19 protein-coding genes and 1 pseudogene are annotated in these 16,484 nt (G+C 45.5%); all 20 read left to right on the top strand.

Features of this window, described 5'->3' with window-relative positions:
• The first annotated feature begins 379 nt into the window (after positions 1-379).
• The 20 genes and pseudogenes from BKE30_RS10940 (at position 380) to gspI (ending at position 16,479) form a co-directional block, all read left to right on the top strand.
• Positions 380-580 carry a hypothetical protein gene (locus BKE30_RS10940; RefSeq protein ID WP_143253711.1) on the top strand — a complete coding sequence of 67 codons (201 nt, stop codon included), beginning with the start codon at positions 380-382 and terminating at the stop codon, positions 578-580.
• 178 nt (positions 581-758) lie between these two features.
• Positions 759-959, top strand: coding sequence for a hypothetical protein (locus BKE30_RS10935; protein ID WP_076878620.1), 201 nt, complete (start codon positions 759-761; stop codon positions 957-959).
• 172 nt (positions 960-1,131) lie between these two features.
• A complete protein-coding gene (locus BKE30_RS10930) occupies positions 1,132-2,343 on the top strand; it encodes a BLUF domain-containing protein (RefSeq protein WP_076878619.1) in 1,212 nt (403 codons plus the stop codon).
• Between the two features lie 12 nt (positions 2,344-2,355).
• Positions 2,356-2,730, top strand: a complete 375-nt coding sequence (locus tag BKE30_RS10925) for a hypothetical protein (RefSeq protein ID WP_076878618.1) — start codon at positions 2,356-2,358, stop codon at positions 2,728-2,730.
• A gap of 296 nt (positions 2,731-3,026) precedes the next feature.
• Positions 3,027-4,094, top strand: a complete 1,068-nt coding sequence (locus BKE30_RS10920; RefSeq protein ID WP_076878617.1) for an aminoglycoside phosphotransferase family protein — start codon at positions 3,027-3,029, stop codon at positions 4,092-4,094.
• On the top strand, positions 4,091-4,795 hold the full coding sequence (gene murU, locus BKE30_RS10915) for an N-acetylmuramate alpha-1-phosphate uridylyltransferase MurU (RefSeq protein WP_076878616.1): 705 nt from the start codon (positions 4,091-4,093) through the stop codon (positions 4,793-4,795). The genes BKE30_RS10920 and murU overlap by 4 nt, the downstream gene beginning before the upstream one ends.
• A gap of 151 nt (positions 4,796-4,946) precedes the next feature.
• Positions 4,947-5,570 carry a 16S rRNA (guanine(527)-N(7))-methyltransferase RsmG gene (gene rsmG / locus BKE30_RS10910; RefSeq protein ID WP_076878615.1) on the top strand — a complete coding sequence of 208 codons (624 nt, stop codon included), beginning with the start codon at positions 4,947-4,949 and terminating at the stop codon, positions 5,568-5,570.
• A 233-nt stretch (positions 5,571-5,803) separates the two neighbouring features.
• Positions 5,804-6,595, top strand: coding sequence for a ParA family protein (locus BKE30_RS10905; RefSeq protein WP_076878614.1), 792 nt, complete (start codon positions 5,804-5,806; stop codon positions 6,593-6,595).
• Positions 6,592-7,494: a ParB/RepB/Spo0J family partition protein gene (locus BKE30_RS10900; RefSeq protein WP_076878613.1), complete on the top strand. Its 903-nt coding sequence runs from the start codon at positions 6,592-6,594 to the stop codon at positions 7,492-7,494. The genes BKE30_RS10905 and BKE30_RS10900 overlap by 4 nt, the downstream gene beginning before the upstream one ends.
• 69 nt (positions 7,495-7,563) lie before the next feature.
• The gene (locus BKE30_RS10895) at positions 7,564-8,241 is read left to right on the top strand and encodes a MotA/TolQ/ExbB proton channel family protein (protein WP_076878612.1); all 678 of its coding nucleotides are present in this window, start codon (positions 7,564-7,566) and stop codon (positions 8,239-8,241) included.
• Complete coding sequence (locus BKE30_RS10890; protein WP_076878611.1) at positions 8,228-8,653, top strand: ExbD/TolR family protein; 426 nt, start codon at positions 8,228-8,230, stop codon at positions 8,651-8,653. Before BKE30_RS10895 ends, BKE30_RS10890 begins: the two co-directional genes overlap by 14 nt.
• Positions 8,653-10,401: pseudogene (gene msbA / locus BKE30_RS10885) on the top strand (lipid A export permease/ATP-binding protein MsbA); the annotation flags it as partial. The gene BKE30_RS10890 and the pseudogene msbA, both read left to right, overlap by 1 nt.
• Positions 10,402-10,527: 126 nt before the next feature.
• Positions 10,528-11,562: a tetraacyldisaccharide 4'-kinase gene (gene lpxK, locus BKE30_RS10880; protein WP_076878609.1), complete on the top strand. Its 1,035-nt coding sequence runs from the start codon at positions 10,528-10,530 to the stop codon at positions 11,560-11,562.
• Between the two features lie 68 nt (positions 11,563-11,630).
• On the top strand, positions 11,631-12,392 hold the full coding sequence (kdsB, locus tag BKE30_RS10875; RefSeq protein ID WP_076878608.1) for a 3-deoxy-manno-octulosonate cytidylyltransferase: 762 nt from the start codon (positions 11,631-11,633) through the stop codon (positions 12,390-12,392).
• Between the two features lie 37 nt (positions 12,393-12,429).
• Positions 12,430-13,461 carry a DNA polymerase III subunit delta' gene (gene holB / locus BKE30_RS10870; RefSeq protein WP_083698542.1) on the top strand — a complete coding sequence of 344 codons (1,032 nt, stop codon included), beginning with the start codon at positions 12,430-12,432 and terminating at the stop codon, positions 13,459-13,461.
• Between the two features lie 45 nt (positions 13,462-13,506).
• On the top strand, positions 13,507-13,851 hold the full coding sequence (locus BKE30_RS10865; RefSeq protein ID WP_076878607.1) for a PilZ domain-containing protein: 345 nt from the start codon (positions 13,507-13,509) through the stop codon (positions 13,849-13,851).
• 48 nt (positions 13,852-13,899) lie between these two features.
• Positions 13,900-14,700, top strand: coding sequence for a TatD family hydrolase (locus BKE30_RS10860; RefSeq protein WP_076878606.1), 801 nt, complete (start codon positions 13,900-13,902; stop codon positions 14,698-14,700).
• 12 nt (positions 14,701-14,712) lie between these two features.
• The gene (locus BKE30_RS10855; RefSeq protein WP_076878605.1) at positions 14,713-15,324 is read left to right on the top strand and encodes a TetR/AcrR family transcriptional regulator; all 612 of its coding nucleotides are present in this window, start codon (positions 14,713-14,715) and stop codon (positions 15,322-15,324) included.
• Between the two features lie 112 nt (positions 15,325-15,436).
• On the top strand, positions 15,437-16,033 hold the full coding sequence (locus tag BKE30_RS10850) for a pilus assembly FimT family protein (protein ID WP_076878604.1): 597 nt from the start codon (positions 15,437-15,439) through the stop codon (positions 16,031-16,033).
• A complete protein-coding gene (gene gspI, locus BKE30_RS10845) occupies positions 16,033-16,479 on the top strand; it encodes a type II secretion system minor pseudopilin GspI (protein WP_076878603.1) in 447 nt (148 codons plus the stop codon). The genes BKE30_RS10850 and gspI overlap by 1 nt, the downstream gene beginning before the upstream one ends.
• Positions 16,480-16,484 lie beyond the last annotated feature (5 nt).

The raw sequence follows: 16,484 nt of genomic DNA, 5'->3' as shown, positions 1-16,484 counted from the left end.
CAGCTATTTTGCCACCATCAGGAGAGTGGTGTATGCAGTTTAGCGGTAGCTTGATGCTGCCATTAATTTTTATTATTCAAACAACTGTTGCACGGGTAAGCAACACATGGGCTTTAGGTATTGGAAAAACACTGTTTTGTGACATGCAAGGTTAAAGCAAGGTTAACACTCTGGATGGGTATCCATGTTTTAAACGTGTTTGATACCAAGCGCTAGTTTTATACAAGTATCTTATTTATAAGTATATCTGCTTGGTGAGCAGCGTTTGATTTGCGTAGCTTTAACCTTTTATTTTTTAAAAATAACTTAATATTAAATAGTATCTATTCATTGTTAATGGCTTTTGGGTTTACTGCCAAAATAAATGCCGGAGTCTATTATGCTAAAGAAACCACATGATTTTGTGAACCGGGAGGGAGAGAAAATTGAATTATTGTGTGAGATGGATCACACCAATGGGCATATGGTCTATAAACGTGTAATTTTGCCAGAAGGTACTAAAATCAAGCCTCAATTTTTATGGGGTAATGAATATATTTTTATTACATATAAAGAAGACAACTGGTATTTGCTGCATTAAGACCATTTTATTAACTGCTTACAATTCAATGATATTAGAACTGGTTGTTTTCTTAAAAGAATCTTAATATTTTTTAATAAATAGATCATGTTTAGTTGTTAGCTGCGTTTTTTAAGTCAGGCTAACGCGTTAAATCATTGCTGCTAAAAAATTTAATCCTATAGAAAAGGTAAGCTATATGGCAAAAGAAAGGCATCAGTTTATCAATAAATCTGGTGACAAGCTGGAACTAACCTGTATCGTTGATGGCACACATGAGGTTCCCATTTATAAGGGTATCCTGCTACCGTGTGGGAGAACAGCCAAGCCGCAGATTGCCAAGGCATTAGCACAGATTTTTATTGTGTATCGCCGGGACAAATGGTATTTGCTTCACTGACTTTTAAGCAAATTATTGCTGGTTTGGCATAAAAACTATTTTTCAATTGAGAATGAATGACCTATCGGATTGTCCAGAATTTAATAAAAACATAAAGGTTGTGAAACCCTGTTTACACGCTTAGTATGCTTGAAAATACAACAATTTGTATTTATTTCCTAGAGGCTGGGCTGTGTCAAATATCACGCGATTAAGTTACGCCAGCACTACTGCCTCATCAGTTTTAACCATCCGGCAAGATCTGGTGGATATTCTTGCCGAAGCCCGGTTGCATAATTTTAACCATAAAATTAATGGGGTCATGTTTTATGGGAATGACTATTTTTTTCAGTGTATTGAAGGAAATAAAACCCAAATTGATGCGCTGTATCAAAAAATAGCCGATGATCCCAGACATCAGCGTATTGTTCAGTTGTCGTATGAAAATGATGTTGCGCCTTTATTTGCTGCATGGGCTATGAAATATGTCTTGCAGGATGAAAAAATCCAGCAATTTTATAAAAATTATCTGTGGGAAAAATTTAATCCCTATGCATTGCAAGATGGCTTACTGAAGCAGTTTATTCGCTTGTTGAGTGAATACCCTCAAAGTACAGAAAGTGAACGGGAAGAAGTTAACCCCAAATTACGGCTTAAGGATTTAGCCCTTAATTATCATCTGATTGAAGGTTATTCTGGCCAAGGCGTTCTACCAAGGATGGCTGGCTCAAAAAAACCGGTAGTAAAAAAGGTTAATCATACAGCAGTCAAAGCCTTGAGCTTGCCTTTTGTCAGCAGGGCTAAAACCTACAGCCGTTTTATTTATGCCAGTACTTCTACAGCTTTGCCATCTACAATTCGTGATCATTTGATTGCCATAACTACAATGGCCGAGAACCTGACATCACAGGGTGAAATGTCTGGCATGTTGATTTATGGCAATAATTATTACCTGCACTGTATTGAAGCGCCTGATTCTACCGTAGACAAGGTCTGGGAATTGGCGCAAACCTCTGAGCTAAATATTGATGTACAACTGCTTAAACGGGTAATTATTCAGCCTGGCGAACGTTTTTTTAACTCATGGACACTGAAATACTTTCTGCGGGAAGAACCATTTCAGCAGTTTTTTCAGTTGCAGGGCTGGGAGAAATTTAATCCTTACCTGTTGCAGGGCAATTTTATTGATGAGTTTTTTCACGTTGTAGCCGCTTATGAAGAAACCATCTCACCGATTCATGCCCAGCATGTTGCCATGCGGCGTGCAGAAAATGCGGGCAGTCCGGCTGGTTTCCAGTTTAGTCCGTTTATGGTTTTTATGTTGGTTCTGGCCGGGATTTTAGTACTCTATGCGATCTATTATACTGTGCTGTATCTGGAAATAATGACCAGTAGCACTTTTTAGCTTGAGTACCCCATGCCAAAAACCGTAAATATTGCCATAAAACTGATCTGGATTTCGCTGGCTATCAGCATTTTACTAAGCATTGCGCAGCGTTTTCTGGGTGATATCACCTTAAATGATCTGATTACAGCGTTGCTGGTTAATGCCTTGATGTGCCTGATTCCCTACAAGCTGGCCCAGCGCAGTACTGTAAGCCGTTTGGTGTTTACAGCTTTGTTTGTGTTATCAATCCTGTTTTTACTGGCCGCTGGCCATGAAATTGAGGTTACCCTGCTGGATAAGGTAGACCTGCTGATTAATATTCCATTGAATATTTATTCAATATATTTGCTATTTTTTAATGAAGCTGCCCAGCAATGGTTTAATGCTGAAAATAAAATAAAGTAGACCTAACCTAAGAAAACCAGCAAAACCAATCAGGGCTAAAATAGGTTGCTTATGAGTAATCCTTTAGCCCTGAATTAAGTACTCTTAAACCAAGTAGCAGAAAATTAAGCAGCGGTAAGTTAAGTAGTTATGAAGCCAGCCAAACTGAATTGTTAAATGCAAAACGGAGTTGGGGTTGTCCCTGTATCATTTAGCAAGGCTTTGTTCATCATTGTGCTGCACCACTAGAGAAAAATAACTCAAGCCGCTAAACTTACGGCACTATTTTATCTACATGCTTTTAATGGATTGTTTCTATGGGCCTGCCGCGTGAACAAGCACTAACGATTTGGGTACAACAACAATTAAATGACCCTAAATTAACCATTCATCCGCTGGCTGGTGATGCCAGTTTCCGGCGTTATGCGCGTATTCACAGTAACCATAAAACCTATATGCTGATGGACGCGCCACCAGAAAAAGAAGACAGCCAGCCTTTTGTGGCCATTGACCAGTGGCTCGATACCCATGGGGTGCGGGTGCCCCATATTATTGCCAAGGATTTAAGTCAGGGCTTTATTCTACTGGAAGATTTTGGCGATACGTTGCTATCACAAGTGCTGAATGATGACACGGTAGATCAGTATTACTGTCAGGCCATGGATCAGCTAGTGCAGCTTCAGCAATTACCAGTAAATGATCCGGCCCAGCAACTGCCAGCTTATGATATGGACAAGCTGATGCAGGAAATGTCACTGTTTGACCAATGGTTTGTAGAAAAATACCTGAATATTAAACTTACTGCTGATGAGCAGCAATTGCTCAAACAAACCTATCAGGTGCTGGCTGACACTGCTTTGGCACAGCCACAGGTGGTGGTGCATCGTGATTATCATAGCCGTAACCTGATGGTGCTTGAAGACCAGACTAAAGCGAATAAGCAAATGCTGGGCGTAATTGATTTTCAGGATGCCGTGGTTGGTGCCTATACCTATGACCTGATTTCCATTTTGCGCGATGCGTATGTGCAATGGCCTGCAAGCCGGGTTAATGAGTGGATGCAATATTTCTGGCAGCATTTACCGGCCGCGCAAACCATAAACAAAACCTTAGCTGACTTTGCGCGTGAGTTTGACTTTATGGCAGCACAGCGTCATTTAAAGGTACTGGGTATTTTTATTCGCCTTAACCTGCGCGATGGCAAAACTGGCTATATGAAAGATTTGCCGCTGGTTTTTCATTATTTATTGCAGGAAATTAAAGGCTATCCAGAGTTACAGGCTTTTGATGCCTTTGTGCAGCAGCGTATTTTACCGGCTTTCTTGCAAAAACAACCAGAAAGCCGCGCCCTTATTGAAGGTGCTGGCGTAGGACAACCTGTATGAAAGCGATGATTCTGGCGGCTGGTTTGGGCACCCGTATGCGGCCTTTAACACTTGAAACGCCAAAACCGCTGTTGAGTGTAGGTGATAAGCCCCTGATTGTCTGGCATATTGAAGCGCTTAAACAGGCCGGAATTACAGACATTGTAATTAACTGTGCCTGGCTTGCTGACAAGCTAATGGGTGCATTAGATAATGGCAGCCAGTTCGGAGTTAATATTCACTGGTCTGTGGAAGCCGAGGCGCTGGAAACCGCAGGGGGTATTATTCAGGCCTTGCCTGTTTTAGGTGCTGAGCCGTTTGTACTGGTGAATGGCGATGTATGGACACGTTTTGATTATAGCCAGTTAATAACGCATTCTTTGGCTAACGACCTTGCTCATTTGGTGCTGGTAGACAACCCGCCGCAACATCCAGCCGGGGATTTTATGCTGGCTAATGGCCGTATTTATAATGGTCAGGTTGATCTACCAGCTAGTGCGCAGGCTGAGGCACAAAAGCTGACTTTTTCCGGCTTAAGTGTGTTGTCACCCAAATTGTTTAATGATTTGCCAGAAGGAAAGCGTCCGCTTGCGCCATTACTGCGTCAGGCCATGCAGCAGGCATTGGTCAGCGGTACAAAAATGAACAGCGCATGGGTGGATGTCGGCACGCCAGAACGTCTGAATATCCTCGATCAGCAAATCCGCCAGCAGCAGATTTAAGCAAGCCTTTAGGCATTAAATTTAACCAGTTGTTTAAAAACTGCCTGAAAAGTGCGGGTTTGGTGGCAGTTTTTGTGGCTGTAAACTCACCGCTGTATCAATAAATTGATATGATGCAGCTGTTTATCAATAACTGGAAGTGAGCCCTGTAATGCATCCCTTGTTTCGCAATTTGCAAGCCGGTGTTCAGGCATTAAATCTGGATTTGCCAGAGGCCACCCTAAACCGGCTATTACACTATCAGGACCAACTGGTACTGTGGAACAAAGCCTTTAACCTGACTGCAATCCGTGATCCCAAGGAAATGTTGGTAAAGCATTTGCTGGACAGCCTAAGCATTATTCCGCACTTGCCCAAGGGTCGTTTGCTGGATATTGGTACAGGTGGCGGCATGCCGGGATTTATCATTGCACTGGTCGAGCCAGAGCGTGAATGTGTGCTACTGGATAGCAATGGCAAGAAAATCCGCTTTTTGCGCCAGATCAGTGCTGATATGAAAGTGTCTAATGCAAAGCCTGTGCAAACCCGGGTTGAAGATACCGCCATTTTAAAGCAACTGGGCCAGTTTGATGTAGTCACCAGCAGGGCTTTTGCGGCACTCAATGATTTTGTTACGCTAGGACAGCCGTTTCTGGCCGAAAATGGCTACTTTGCTGCCATGAAAGGGGTAGTTCCTGAACAGGAACTTGAAACATTGCCACAGTACAAACAAGAAGTTATTGCCTTGCAGGTGCCTAACCTGAATGAGCAACGGCATTTGATATTGCTGTCGTAACGGTACTCATGTCCTGAAGCTGGGATTGACCTGATTTATGGTTTTCAAGCTGCGGTCTTAACCGTGAGGGCATGGCCGTTATTTTCAGGAAATGCATTCAGGCATACAAACCGCAGGCTAAAAATGCTTTAATAGGCAGTTTGAATGCCTGACAATTTGTAGGTGGCATTTTTCACTATTAATGAAACAAACTGCCTGCATTGACATGATTTGCGCAATAACATAGAGCACTTATGACCGAAATTCTAGCCATAGCCAATCAAAAAGGCGGCGTAGGAAAAACCACGACCGCTGTGAATCTGGCAGCCTCACTGGCTGTACTGAAAAAACGGGTATTACTGATTGACCTTGATCCGCAAGGCAATGCCACCATGGGTTCTGGTGTACAAAAAAACGAGCTTAATTTCAGTGCGACTGATGTGATGCTGGAAGATGCTCCCATTGAAGCTGCCATTCTAACCACCAAAACTGGTTATAAACTGATTGGTGCCAATCGCGAGTTAGCCGGTGTTGAGTTGAATCTGGCTGAAAAAAACCGCCGTGAATATGTACTAAAAGATGCGATTAACCGCATTGCGGATTCGTACGATTATATCCTGATTGACTGCGCTCCTAGCCTTAACCTGATTACTGTCAATGCCTTATGTGCTGCTGGTGGAGTGCTTATTCCCATGCAGTGTGAATATTACGCCTTGGAAGGCCTGGCTGATTTATCCAATACCATTGACCGCATTAATCAGAGCTTAAACCCTGAGTTACAGATTCGCGGGGTGCTGCGTACCATTTATGATCCACGTAATACCCTCACCAATGATGTATCCAATGAGCTGATTGCGCATTTTGGTGACAAAGTGTTTGAAACGGTTATTCCGCGTAATGTACGGCTGGCCGAAGCACCGGCGCATGGCCTGCCGATCCTGTTTTATGAAAAAAGCTCAAAGGGTGCGATTGCTTATCTGAACCTTGCGGCTGAACTGGTCAAACAGGGCAAAAAACAGAAAAAAGCACAAGGAAAACCGGCATGACCAAGAAGCGGGGGTTGGCGCAGGGACGTGGTCTGGATGCCTTGTTGGGTTCCATTCGGCAGGTGACTCAGGATGTAGAAAACAGTACGGCTGGCATGAATAGTGCCGAGCAGGGTCAGTTACAGCATATTGATGTTGGCCAGTTACAGCGTGGGGTGTACCAGCCACGGCGTGAAATTGCCAATGAGCAGCTAACCGAGCTGAGTGATTCCATCAAAAAACATGGCATCATGCAGCCGATTGTAGTTCGTCGTCTGGGTGAGCAGTCCAAGGTTCCCTTTGAGATTATTGCTGGTGAGCGTCGCTGGCGTGCTGCAAAACTGGCTGGCCTGACCCATATCCCTGCATTGGTGCGCGACATTCCTGATGAGCTGGCTATTGCGCTGGCACTTATTGAAAATATCCAGCGCGAAGACCTAAATCCAATGGAACAGGCCGTGGCGCTGCAACGGTTTCATGACGAATTTGGCATGAGCCATCAGGAAATTGCGGACACCGTAGGCAAGGCACGGGCAACAGTCAGTAATTTATTGCGCCTGATCAGCCTGCACGATGATGTCAAAACCATGCTGGATCATGGTGATATTGACATGGGGCATGCCCGTGCCTTGCTTTCCCTAAAAAGCAAAGACCAGATTGTAGTGGCCAAAACCATTGTTGAAAAAGTGCTGTCAGTACGCCAGACCGAACAACTCATTCGTGATTTGTTGAATCCTCCTGTTGCCAAGCCAAAGGCACGTGCATCCTCAGACATTGAGCAGCTTACCCGTCGTTTATCCGAACGCTTTGGTGCTCATGTTGAAATTGACCACAACAACAAGGGTAAGGGCAAAATGGTAATTCGTTATCATAGTCTGGATGAGCTGGAAGGTATTCTGGCTGTCATTGATCCGCAATAGTTTTAGACGTTTCATTATGCGCAGTTTTAGGCCAGGGTCTTAAAAGGATTTTTCAGGAGCAGTATTGTCATGTGGGAAATGGTAAAGGCAGGCGGATGGTTAATGCTGCCACTGGTAATTTGTTCAATTGCCATGTGCGCTATTATTATCGAGCGTGCAATTCGCCTGCGCATGCAAAAAATTGCTCCGGCCAGTTTGACCAGCCAGATCAGCAAGCAATTGCGTAGTGGTTCTTTAAGCACGCAAGCATTGCTTCAGCTTAAACAGCACAGTGTTCTGGGCGATATTCTGGCTACCGGTATTGAAAGTCAGCCGCATGGCTTTAATTTCACCGAAAACCAGATGCAAACCCGGGCCAATGAGCTGGTGCATTTGCTTGAAAAAAACCTGAATTTTCTGGGAACTATTGGTGCTGTTGCGCCGTTGCTGGGTTTACTGGGTACAGTGATTGGTATTATTGAATCGTTTATGGCGGTTAATGCAGGCGGTGTCACTGATCCAGCCATGCTGGCCGCCGGGATTTCACAGGCATTAATTACTACCGCAGCAGGCATGGTGGTTGCGATTCCGGCTTTAATCGCCTATCGTTATTTCCAGCGCAAAATTGTTGATATTGCCATGCAACTTGAAACACAAGGCAACCAGCTTATCAACATCCTGTTTTACAGTGAAGTCAAGCCATCGCACCTGAGTGTCAATGATCACTTGCAGCATCCGGATCAAGGGCTTCACTATGAAGCTTCGTAAGCCCAAGATTGAGCCTATTGAGCTAAATCTTACTCCAATGATTGATTGCTTACTGTTTTTGCTGGTGTTTTTGCTGGTTTCAACCACTTTTAACCAATACAGCAGGCTGAATCTGGTGTTGCCTGAAGCATCTGGTGTGCCACCGGATAACCGTCAGCAGAAAATTGAAGTGGTGGTCAAGCCCAATGGGGAATATCTGGTGAATGGCTTAAGTTTGAGCAGCAATAACGAAGCAGAGTTAATGGCTGCAATCCGGCAGGCGGCAGGTAATGCGCGTAACCTGCCATTTACCATTGCAGCCGATGGCAAGGCCAGCCATCAGTCAGTGGTGCAGGTGATGGATATTGCCGGCAAGCTGGGTTTTGTTAATTTGAATATCAGCACACGTGTGCCACATCGAGGTCAGTCCTAGTGAATCAGGCAGATGCTTCCAAAGCAAAGGACTTTAAGGTTTATTTACGGTTACTGTCGTATTTAAAAGGCTACTGGTGGGCAGGGGTGCTGGTTGTCATTGGTTTTGCCATCAATGCGGCAACAGAGGTCTCCGTTGCCCGGCTGATCAAGTTTATTATTGATGCCATTAATAATAATGATCATTCCGCACGCAACCTGTTTCCTTTTCTGGTTGTGCTGCTGATTTTTGTCCGCGGCATTGGCTCGGTGATGGGTAGCTACTTTCTGGCTTATATTTCACGCGGACTGGTATTTAACCTGCGTAAGGAAGTGTTTAACAAATTCCTGCAATTGCCGCCAAGCTACTATATTGAAAATTCAACCGGCCATATTACCTCAAAAATTTTGTACAACGTGGAGCAGGTTACGGCAGCATCTACTGAAGCCACCCAGACCATTGTGCGCGATGGCCTCGTGGTGATGGGGCTGCTGGGCTATCTGTTTTATACCAACTGGCGCTTGTCATTGTCGTTGTTGATTGTCGCGCCGGTGATAGGCTTTCTGGTGCGTAGAGCCAGTAAGCGCATGCGCAAGCTGTCCAGTGAAATGCAGGCCACCATGGGGGATGTGAACCATGTGGTGCAAGAAGCCATTAATGGTTATAGCGTGGTCAAAAGCTATGGTGGACAGGAATTTGAAAGCAAGCGTTTTGAATGGTTTTCACTGTTAAACCTGAAACGTGGATTAAAACTGGTCATTACCGCCAGTATTAGCACACCAATTATTCAGGTATTTATGGCTATTGCGCTGGCTATTGTCATCTGGATTGCATTACGTCCGGAAATTCTGGGCGATACCACCGCTGGTGAATTTGTGGCTTATCTGACTGCTGCTGGCTTGCTAAGCAAACCGATTCGTTCGCTGACTGATGTGAATGAAAAAATCCAGCGTGGCCTTGCGGCCGCGCACTCCATTTTTGACATTATTGACATGCCATCTGAACAGGACAGCGGAACGCAATCCCCTGTACTGACCGGAAAAATTGCTTTTGAAAAAGTGGGCTTGTGCTATGGTCAGGATATGGACGCCAAAATGGCCATTCAGGATTTTAGCCTGCAGATTAATGCAGGTGAAACTGTCGCGCTAGTTGGGCGTTCCGGGGCTGGCAAAACATCACTGGTGAGTTTGTTGCAGCGCTTTCAGCCAGTGACCACAGGCAAAATCATGCTGGATGACATTGCGCTTGAGGACATTAAGTTGTCTGCATTGCGTAGTCAGGTATCCACCGTAAGTCAGCAGGTAATCCTGTTTGACCGTAGTGTTCGTGAAAATATTGCTTATGGGCAACTGGCCGATAAAACTGATGAAGAAGTTATAGCAGCGGCCAAGGCAGCCTATGCCCATGATTTTATTATGGCATTGCCACAAGGGTATGACACCATTTTAGGGTCGCAAGGCAACAGCTTGTCAGGCGGACAGCGCCAGCGTTTGTCAATTGCGCGTGCCTTGTTAAAGGATGCACCAATCCTGATTCTGGATGAAGCCACCAGTGCACTGGACAATGAGTCCGAACATTACATTCAGGCTGCCTTACAAAACGCCATGAAGTGCCGTACCACTATTATTATTGCGCATCGCTTGTCTACTATTGAGCAGGCTGACCGTATTGTAGTGATGGATAAAGGCAGAATTATTGAAGTGGGCAAGCATGAACAGCTACTGGCCAAAAATGGCTTATATGCCCAGATGTATCAGCGCGATTTTGATAGCAGTTATGATACGGGTCTAGAAGCAAGTCATGAGATTAGTCCTGCAATTGACAGTGATACTATTGATAGTAGCGCGACATGTGCAAAGCCTGCCCAATGATTAATTTAAAAAACAGGTTTTGTCATGCAGCTTGAACAGCGCTTTACTCAGGCTTGGGCCAAGCAGTCAGCATGGCTTAATCTGTTGCGGCCGTTATCCAGTCTATATGGGCTAGTGATTAATTGCCGGCGTTACCTGTATCATCAGGACATTTTAAAGTCCTATCGTGCGCCAGTGCCGGTCATGATTATTGGTAATATTACAGTAGGTGGTAGCGGCAAAACGCCGCTAATTATTGAGCTGGTCAATTTCCTGCAATATTTTGGCCTCAATGTCGCCGTAATTAGCCGTGGCTATGGGGGGCAGGGACCGTTTCCCCGTATTGTTGAAGATAGTGATACACCTGATATCGTAGGTGATGAGCCAGTACTGATTGTCCAGCAAACCGGCGTCATTATGGCGGTTGGTCCAAACCGGCAACAGGCCATTGAACTGATTTTACAGGACACAACCCCTGATTTGATTTTAAGTGATGATGGCTTGCAGCATCTGGCCTTGCAACGCGATCTGGAGTGGATTGTTCTGGATGTTGATCGGGGGCTGGGAAACCAGCAATTACTGCCAGCCGGATTTTTACGTGAGCCAGTCAGCCGCCTGAACACCGCCACCGTGATTGAACATGGTAAGTCGGCACAAACTGATTTAACCATGCAGCTTGAATCCAGTGCTTTGCTCTCCCTTGAGACTCATTCAAAAAATGGATCAAAATTTGGTTCAAAACCTAAGCCGCCAGTAGCAACAACCGTGCATGCCGTTGCCGGAATTGGTGTGCCCCAGCGTTTTTTTCAGAGCTTAAAAGAGCTTGGTTTTGAACCCATTGAGCATGTTTTTCCGGATCATCATAACTACCAGCCATCTGATCTGGATTTTGCTGATGATTTACCAATAATTACCACCAGTAAGGATGCAGTCAAAATTCAGAAATTTGCCGACATGCTTCCTGAAAAACAAATCTGGATTTTGCCAGTGCAGGCCCAGCTTTCAAAAGCCTGTTATGAGCTACTCTTACAGCAATTAAAAGACCTGAATATTGTCATTCCTAATCTGGAAAATACTTAACTGATAGCAATTAAAGTATTATTGGAAGCCATATTTTTAGTTATTGAATAAAACAGCGAGAAGCCTGCATGAAGCACCTTGTTATTCCTGCCCGTTTTGCCAGTTCACGTTTGCCCGGTAAGCCATTGCTGGAGATTCATGGTCGCCCGATGATATTGCGGGTGGTCGATCAGGCACGCAAGGTTAAAGGCTTCAATGATATTTGCGTGGCAACTGATGATGCGCGAATTGCACAGGTGTGCCAGCAGGCTGGTATTGAGGTGGTAATGACCAGCCCCGAACACCCATCAGGCACAGACCGTTTAAGCGAAGTTGCGCATATTCGGGGCTGGAATCGTGATGACATTGTAGTTAATGTACAGGGTGATGAGCCTTTATTGCCAGCACAACTGGTGCAACAAGTGGCCGCATTGCTGGAAAGACAGCCGGATTGTGCCATGGCCACTTTATGCGAGCCTATTAATACTGTAGAAGAATTGACCCGTTCCAGTATTGTCAAAGTGGTTACCACCTCCCAAAATGAAGCCTTATATTTCAGCCGTGCGCCAGTACCCTGGGATCGGGATGCCTTCGCGAACGGAATTACAACTGTTCCTGCGCAGGCCATGCGTCATCTGGGTTTATATGCCTATCGGGTGGCTTTATTACAGGACTTTGTTAGCTGGCCGATGGGTCAACTGGAACAACTGGAAAGCCTTGAGCAATTACGTGTGCTGGAAAATGGCCGACGGATTGCCATTGCAACGGCAGAGGTTTCATTACCCGCGGGAGTGGATACGCCAGAAGATCTGGAACGTTTGCGCGCACTGGACATTTCGGCTTTTGCCTAAGCAATATATTATTTTTCAGTGATATTAGTTTCTATTTATGGCTAAAAATACGCAGGCTTATCCAGCGACTGGCTCACCACGTGGAGAACAGCATTACTTTACGCCGCATTTGCCTTGGCAGCAGCAATCATGGCAGCGGCTGGTTTCACGTTTTCCCAAAATACCGCATGCCATCTTATTAAGTGGCATGCCGGGTACAGGCAAGCGTCCATTTGCTGATCAGCTCGCAGCCTGGTTACTGTGCCTGAACCGTAGTCCGCAGCAAGCCTGTGGTGAATGTCCTAGCTGTCAGTGGCTAAAGGCTGATACCCATCCAAGCCTGTTGCGTATTTCACCTGAAGTGGACAATAAGGGTAAGGTTAGCCAATTTATCAAGATCGACCAGATTCGTGAGCTAATGCCTTTTGTACAGCAAACTGGCAAGGGTTGGCGCGTTATTATTATTGAGCCTGCTGAAAGTTTGAATATTGCTGCTGCCAATGCCTTGCTAAAAACACTGGAAGAACCGGGTGAACAGGTTACCCTGATCCTGGTCAGTGATCAGCCATTACAGCTCCCAGCCACTATCCGTAGTCGCTTGCAGCAATATCGGGTGGGTGAGGTTAGTCATCAGCAAGCACTGGACTACCTGAATAGCCGGGGCAGCTTTAGTATGGAACAAAGCCAGTTATTGTTAAATATCAGTAATGGTGCGCCATTGGCAGCATTGGATATGGCAGAACAGCCAGCATTTCTGGCCCGGCAGGACTGGCTTAACGATTGGCAAAAATTGCTTGAAAGACGGTTATCACCAGTGACACTGTCAGGCAACTGGCAAAAACGGCTAAGTTTGACAGAATGGTTAAACCTGCTGCAATGGATGATTCGGGATGCCATTGCCACACACTTAAACCAGCCTGTGCGACAGATTGATTTAAACTTTACATCAGTAATCAAAAATATAAATATTGAGCAATTATTTAACCTGCAACAACAAATTTTAAGCGCAATTCACGGCCAAACCCAGAATATTCAATCCAGTTTGGTATATGATACCTTAATGATGCAGCTCATGAATTTACATGATTGATGCGCTTATGCATAAGTGGTCTAAACATTTTCAAAAGGAGTGATAATGCAACCACCACGTCCAGGCGGGATTATTAATTTTCCAATCCGCGAAATTTCCAATTTACAGTCCTGTTATATGCCCTTTGTGCTGGGTGGCGGTCTTTTTATTCCCAGTAATCGTCCTGTCGTACTGGGAGATGATGTATTTGTAGTCACCAGCCTGCCAGAATCCTCTGAGCGTATTCCATTAACTGGTAAGGTCATCTGGATTTCCCACCGTGCTTCTGGTACGCGGCCTGCTGGTTTTGCCATTCAGCTATTGGGTGAAGAAGGGATTAAGTTTAAAAATGCAGCAGAAAAATTGCTGGTTGGCAAGCTGAGTTCAGCTAATCCCACATTTACCCTATAATCTTTGCCAAAGCATAGCGTCTAAACCCAAATTACGGAAAAAACCACGTTGTATACTGATTCACACTGTCATTTAAACCGTCTGGACTTAAGCCCCTATAATGGCGATCTCAACCGTGCCCTTCAGGCAGCCCGGGAAGCCGGGGTCAGCCGCTTTCTGGCAGTTGCAGTGGACCTTGATGATTGCCCGGCACTTGCTGGCATTGCTAATGCGCATGCAGATGTTGGGTACAGTGTAGGGGTGCATCCGTGTGAAGACCCGGCGATGATGTCCCGGGCCAGTGTAGAGCACCTGTGCCAGCTGGCACAGGACCCCAAAGTTTGGGCGATTGGTGAAACCGGGCTTGATTTTTATCATAGTACCGAGCACATTCCGGCCCAGAAAGACTGTTTTGCACGACATATTGAAGTGGGTAAGCAGGTGGGTAAACCGGTAATTGTGCATACCCGTAGTGCCAAGCACGAAACGATTGATCTCATGCGTGCCGAGCAGGCCAGCCATGGTATTTTGCATTGTTTTACTGAAGACTGGGATACCGCCAAGGCTGCCTTGGATCTGGGCTATTATATTTCTTTTTCCGGTATTATCAGTTTTAAAAATGCCCAGTCCTTGCGGGACGTTGCCAGACAAGTGCCACGCGATCGGGTACTGATTGAAACTGACAGCCCATATCTGGCCCCTATGCCGTATCGCAGCAAGCCTAATGAACCGCTGTATTTGCCTTTTGTAGCCCGGGCGCTGGCTGATGTTTACGGAATCAGTCAGGAAGAACTGGGCCGGCTGACCAGCCACAATTTTGAACAGTTGCTGGCCACCCATTCTACTATCGCCACCGCGCAGAAAATTTAAGGAGCAGATGCAATGGATCGGCAAGCACAGTTCCGCGCCCGTGAAGCACTGATTTTTGATGTGGCAGAGCGACTGTTACTGGAAAGCGGTGAAATGGGCATGACGCTGGATGCACTGGCGCTGGAGCTTGATCTGGCCAAAGGCACGCTGTACAAGCATTTCCAGAGCAAGGATGAATTGTACCTCTTACTGATTATCCGCAATGAGCAGGCTTTACTGGACATGGTGCGGGATAATCAGGGCGATTTTCAGGCCCGGCTGGTATTTTATATGTTGCATCATTTGCATCATCCAGAGCGCACAGTGCTGTTTCACCAGATTGAGGAGCGCCTGTCTGCTGGTGCTCAGGGCTTAGGTATTTTATTTAACCAGTTATACCGTATTCGCAAGCAGCGCCTGCGCCTGATTATTGGTATAACCGATAATTATTTAAAAGGCATTAATAGCAGCATGCCAGTCCGTGATTATCTGGCAGCGATCTGGTCAATCACCCAGGGCGCAGCATCCATGCTAAATTCCAGTTTTTACCAGCGTTATCTGGGGTCACGTGATACATTCCGGGTGGCTGTTATTGACCAGATGCTGGCAATGCCACAGCAGTTTAAACAGGTTAAAACCAGCTAGTGGCTAGAATATTTTAGGATAGAAAACCCTGTTTAACTCAAGCATGGGTTAAACAGGCGATAATTTAAGCTTATTAGTCCATTACATTAAAAAAATTCGAGTATCGCAAGCTATGCGTGCAACGCCCATAACCGTTAATCATGACCATGCCCAGCAGGGATTTACCCTGATTGAGCTGATGCTGGTGATTGTAATTATGAGCATTTTTGCCGGATTGGTGGTTATTTCCATTAGCGGTGTTGAGCAACGCAAGCTTATGCAGCAACGTGACCAGCTGGTTAATGACCTGAATGTCGTGCGGCTGGAAGCTAATGATCAGGCACGTATTTTTGCCCTGATTACCACCGCGCCAACCGTGAGTGATCCTGCTGGTTATTTTTTTGCAGAATATCAGCCGCCACAAATCGACCAGCAAACTGGGCAGGCTATGGTTAGGCAGGAAAAAAAGCCACTATGGCAGCCGGTTGATGCTTTTAAGGTTCGTAGTTTAAATGAAAATGCTGTTTTACAGATTCGAAGTCTGGATAACTCGCAGCAGGTTAATGGCCCCGAAGGTTTACTGGATCAACAATCACCGGATTTGATCTGGTTCGGCAATGGCGAAGTCAAACCGGCGCGCCTGCAATTGATCTTTAATAATCAGCCCGTTGGTAGCCCCATTTATATTAACAGTGCCGGTATGGTATCTGACACTGAGCAGGGTAGTTGATGAAACCTATTCCCACTTTAATATCTACTGGATCTCGTCCTTCTCTGGCTAGAACCAAGATTAAGACGCATGGTTTTACCTTGCTGGAAGTCATGGTGGCATTGGCTATTTTTGCGGTAGCAGCCATTGCAGTGACGAAAATTGGCATGAATTATACGCAAAGTATTGGGCAGATGAATGAACGGACGTTTGCCCATTTTGTGGCCATGAATGAACTGGCTGAACTGGAAATCAATGGGGCATGGCCTGAAGGCACCGGTGAAAAAACAGTCGATGAGCAAGGCCAGCGCTGGCTGGTATCCCATCAGGTTTATAATACGATTAGTGAAAGTGTACGTCGTATAGAAATCCGGGTAGCGCCAATGAGTGATGAGGGACAACAACCTACTTCAGTAACCAGCATTGTGGCGTTTTTGCAGCGTCCCGTTGCTTATAGCCAAAATTAAAAGAT

Origin of the sequence: Alkanindiges hydrocarboniclasticus (genome assembly GCF_001982605.1) — a bacterium.
Taxonomy (GTDB): Bacteria; Pseudomonadota; Gammaproteobacteria; order Pseudomonadales; family Moraxellaceae; genus Alkanindiges; species Alkanindiges hydrocarboniclasticus.
The sequence above is the reverse complement of the archived record's forward strand: the minus strand, read 5'-3'. Positions and strand labels throughout refer to the sequence as shown.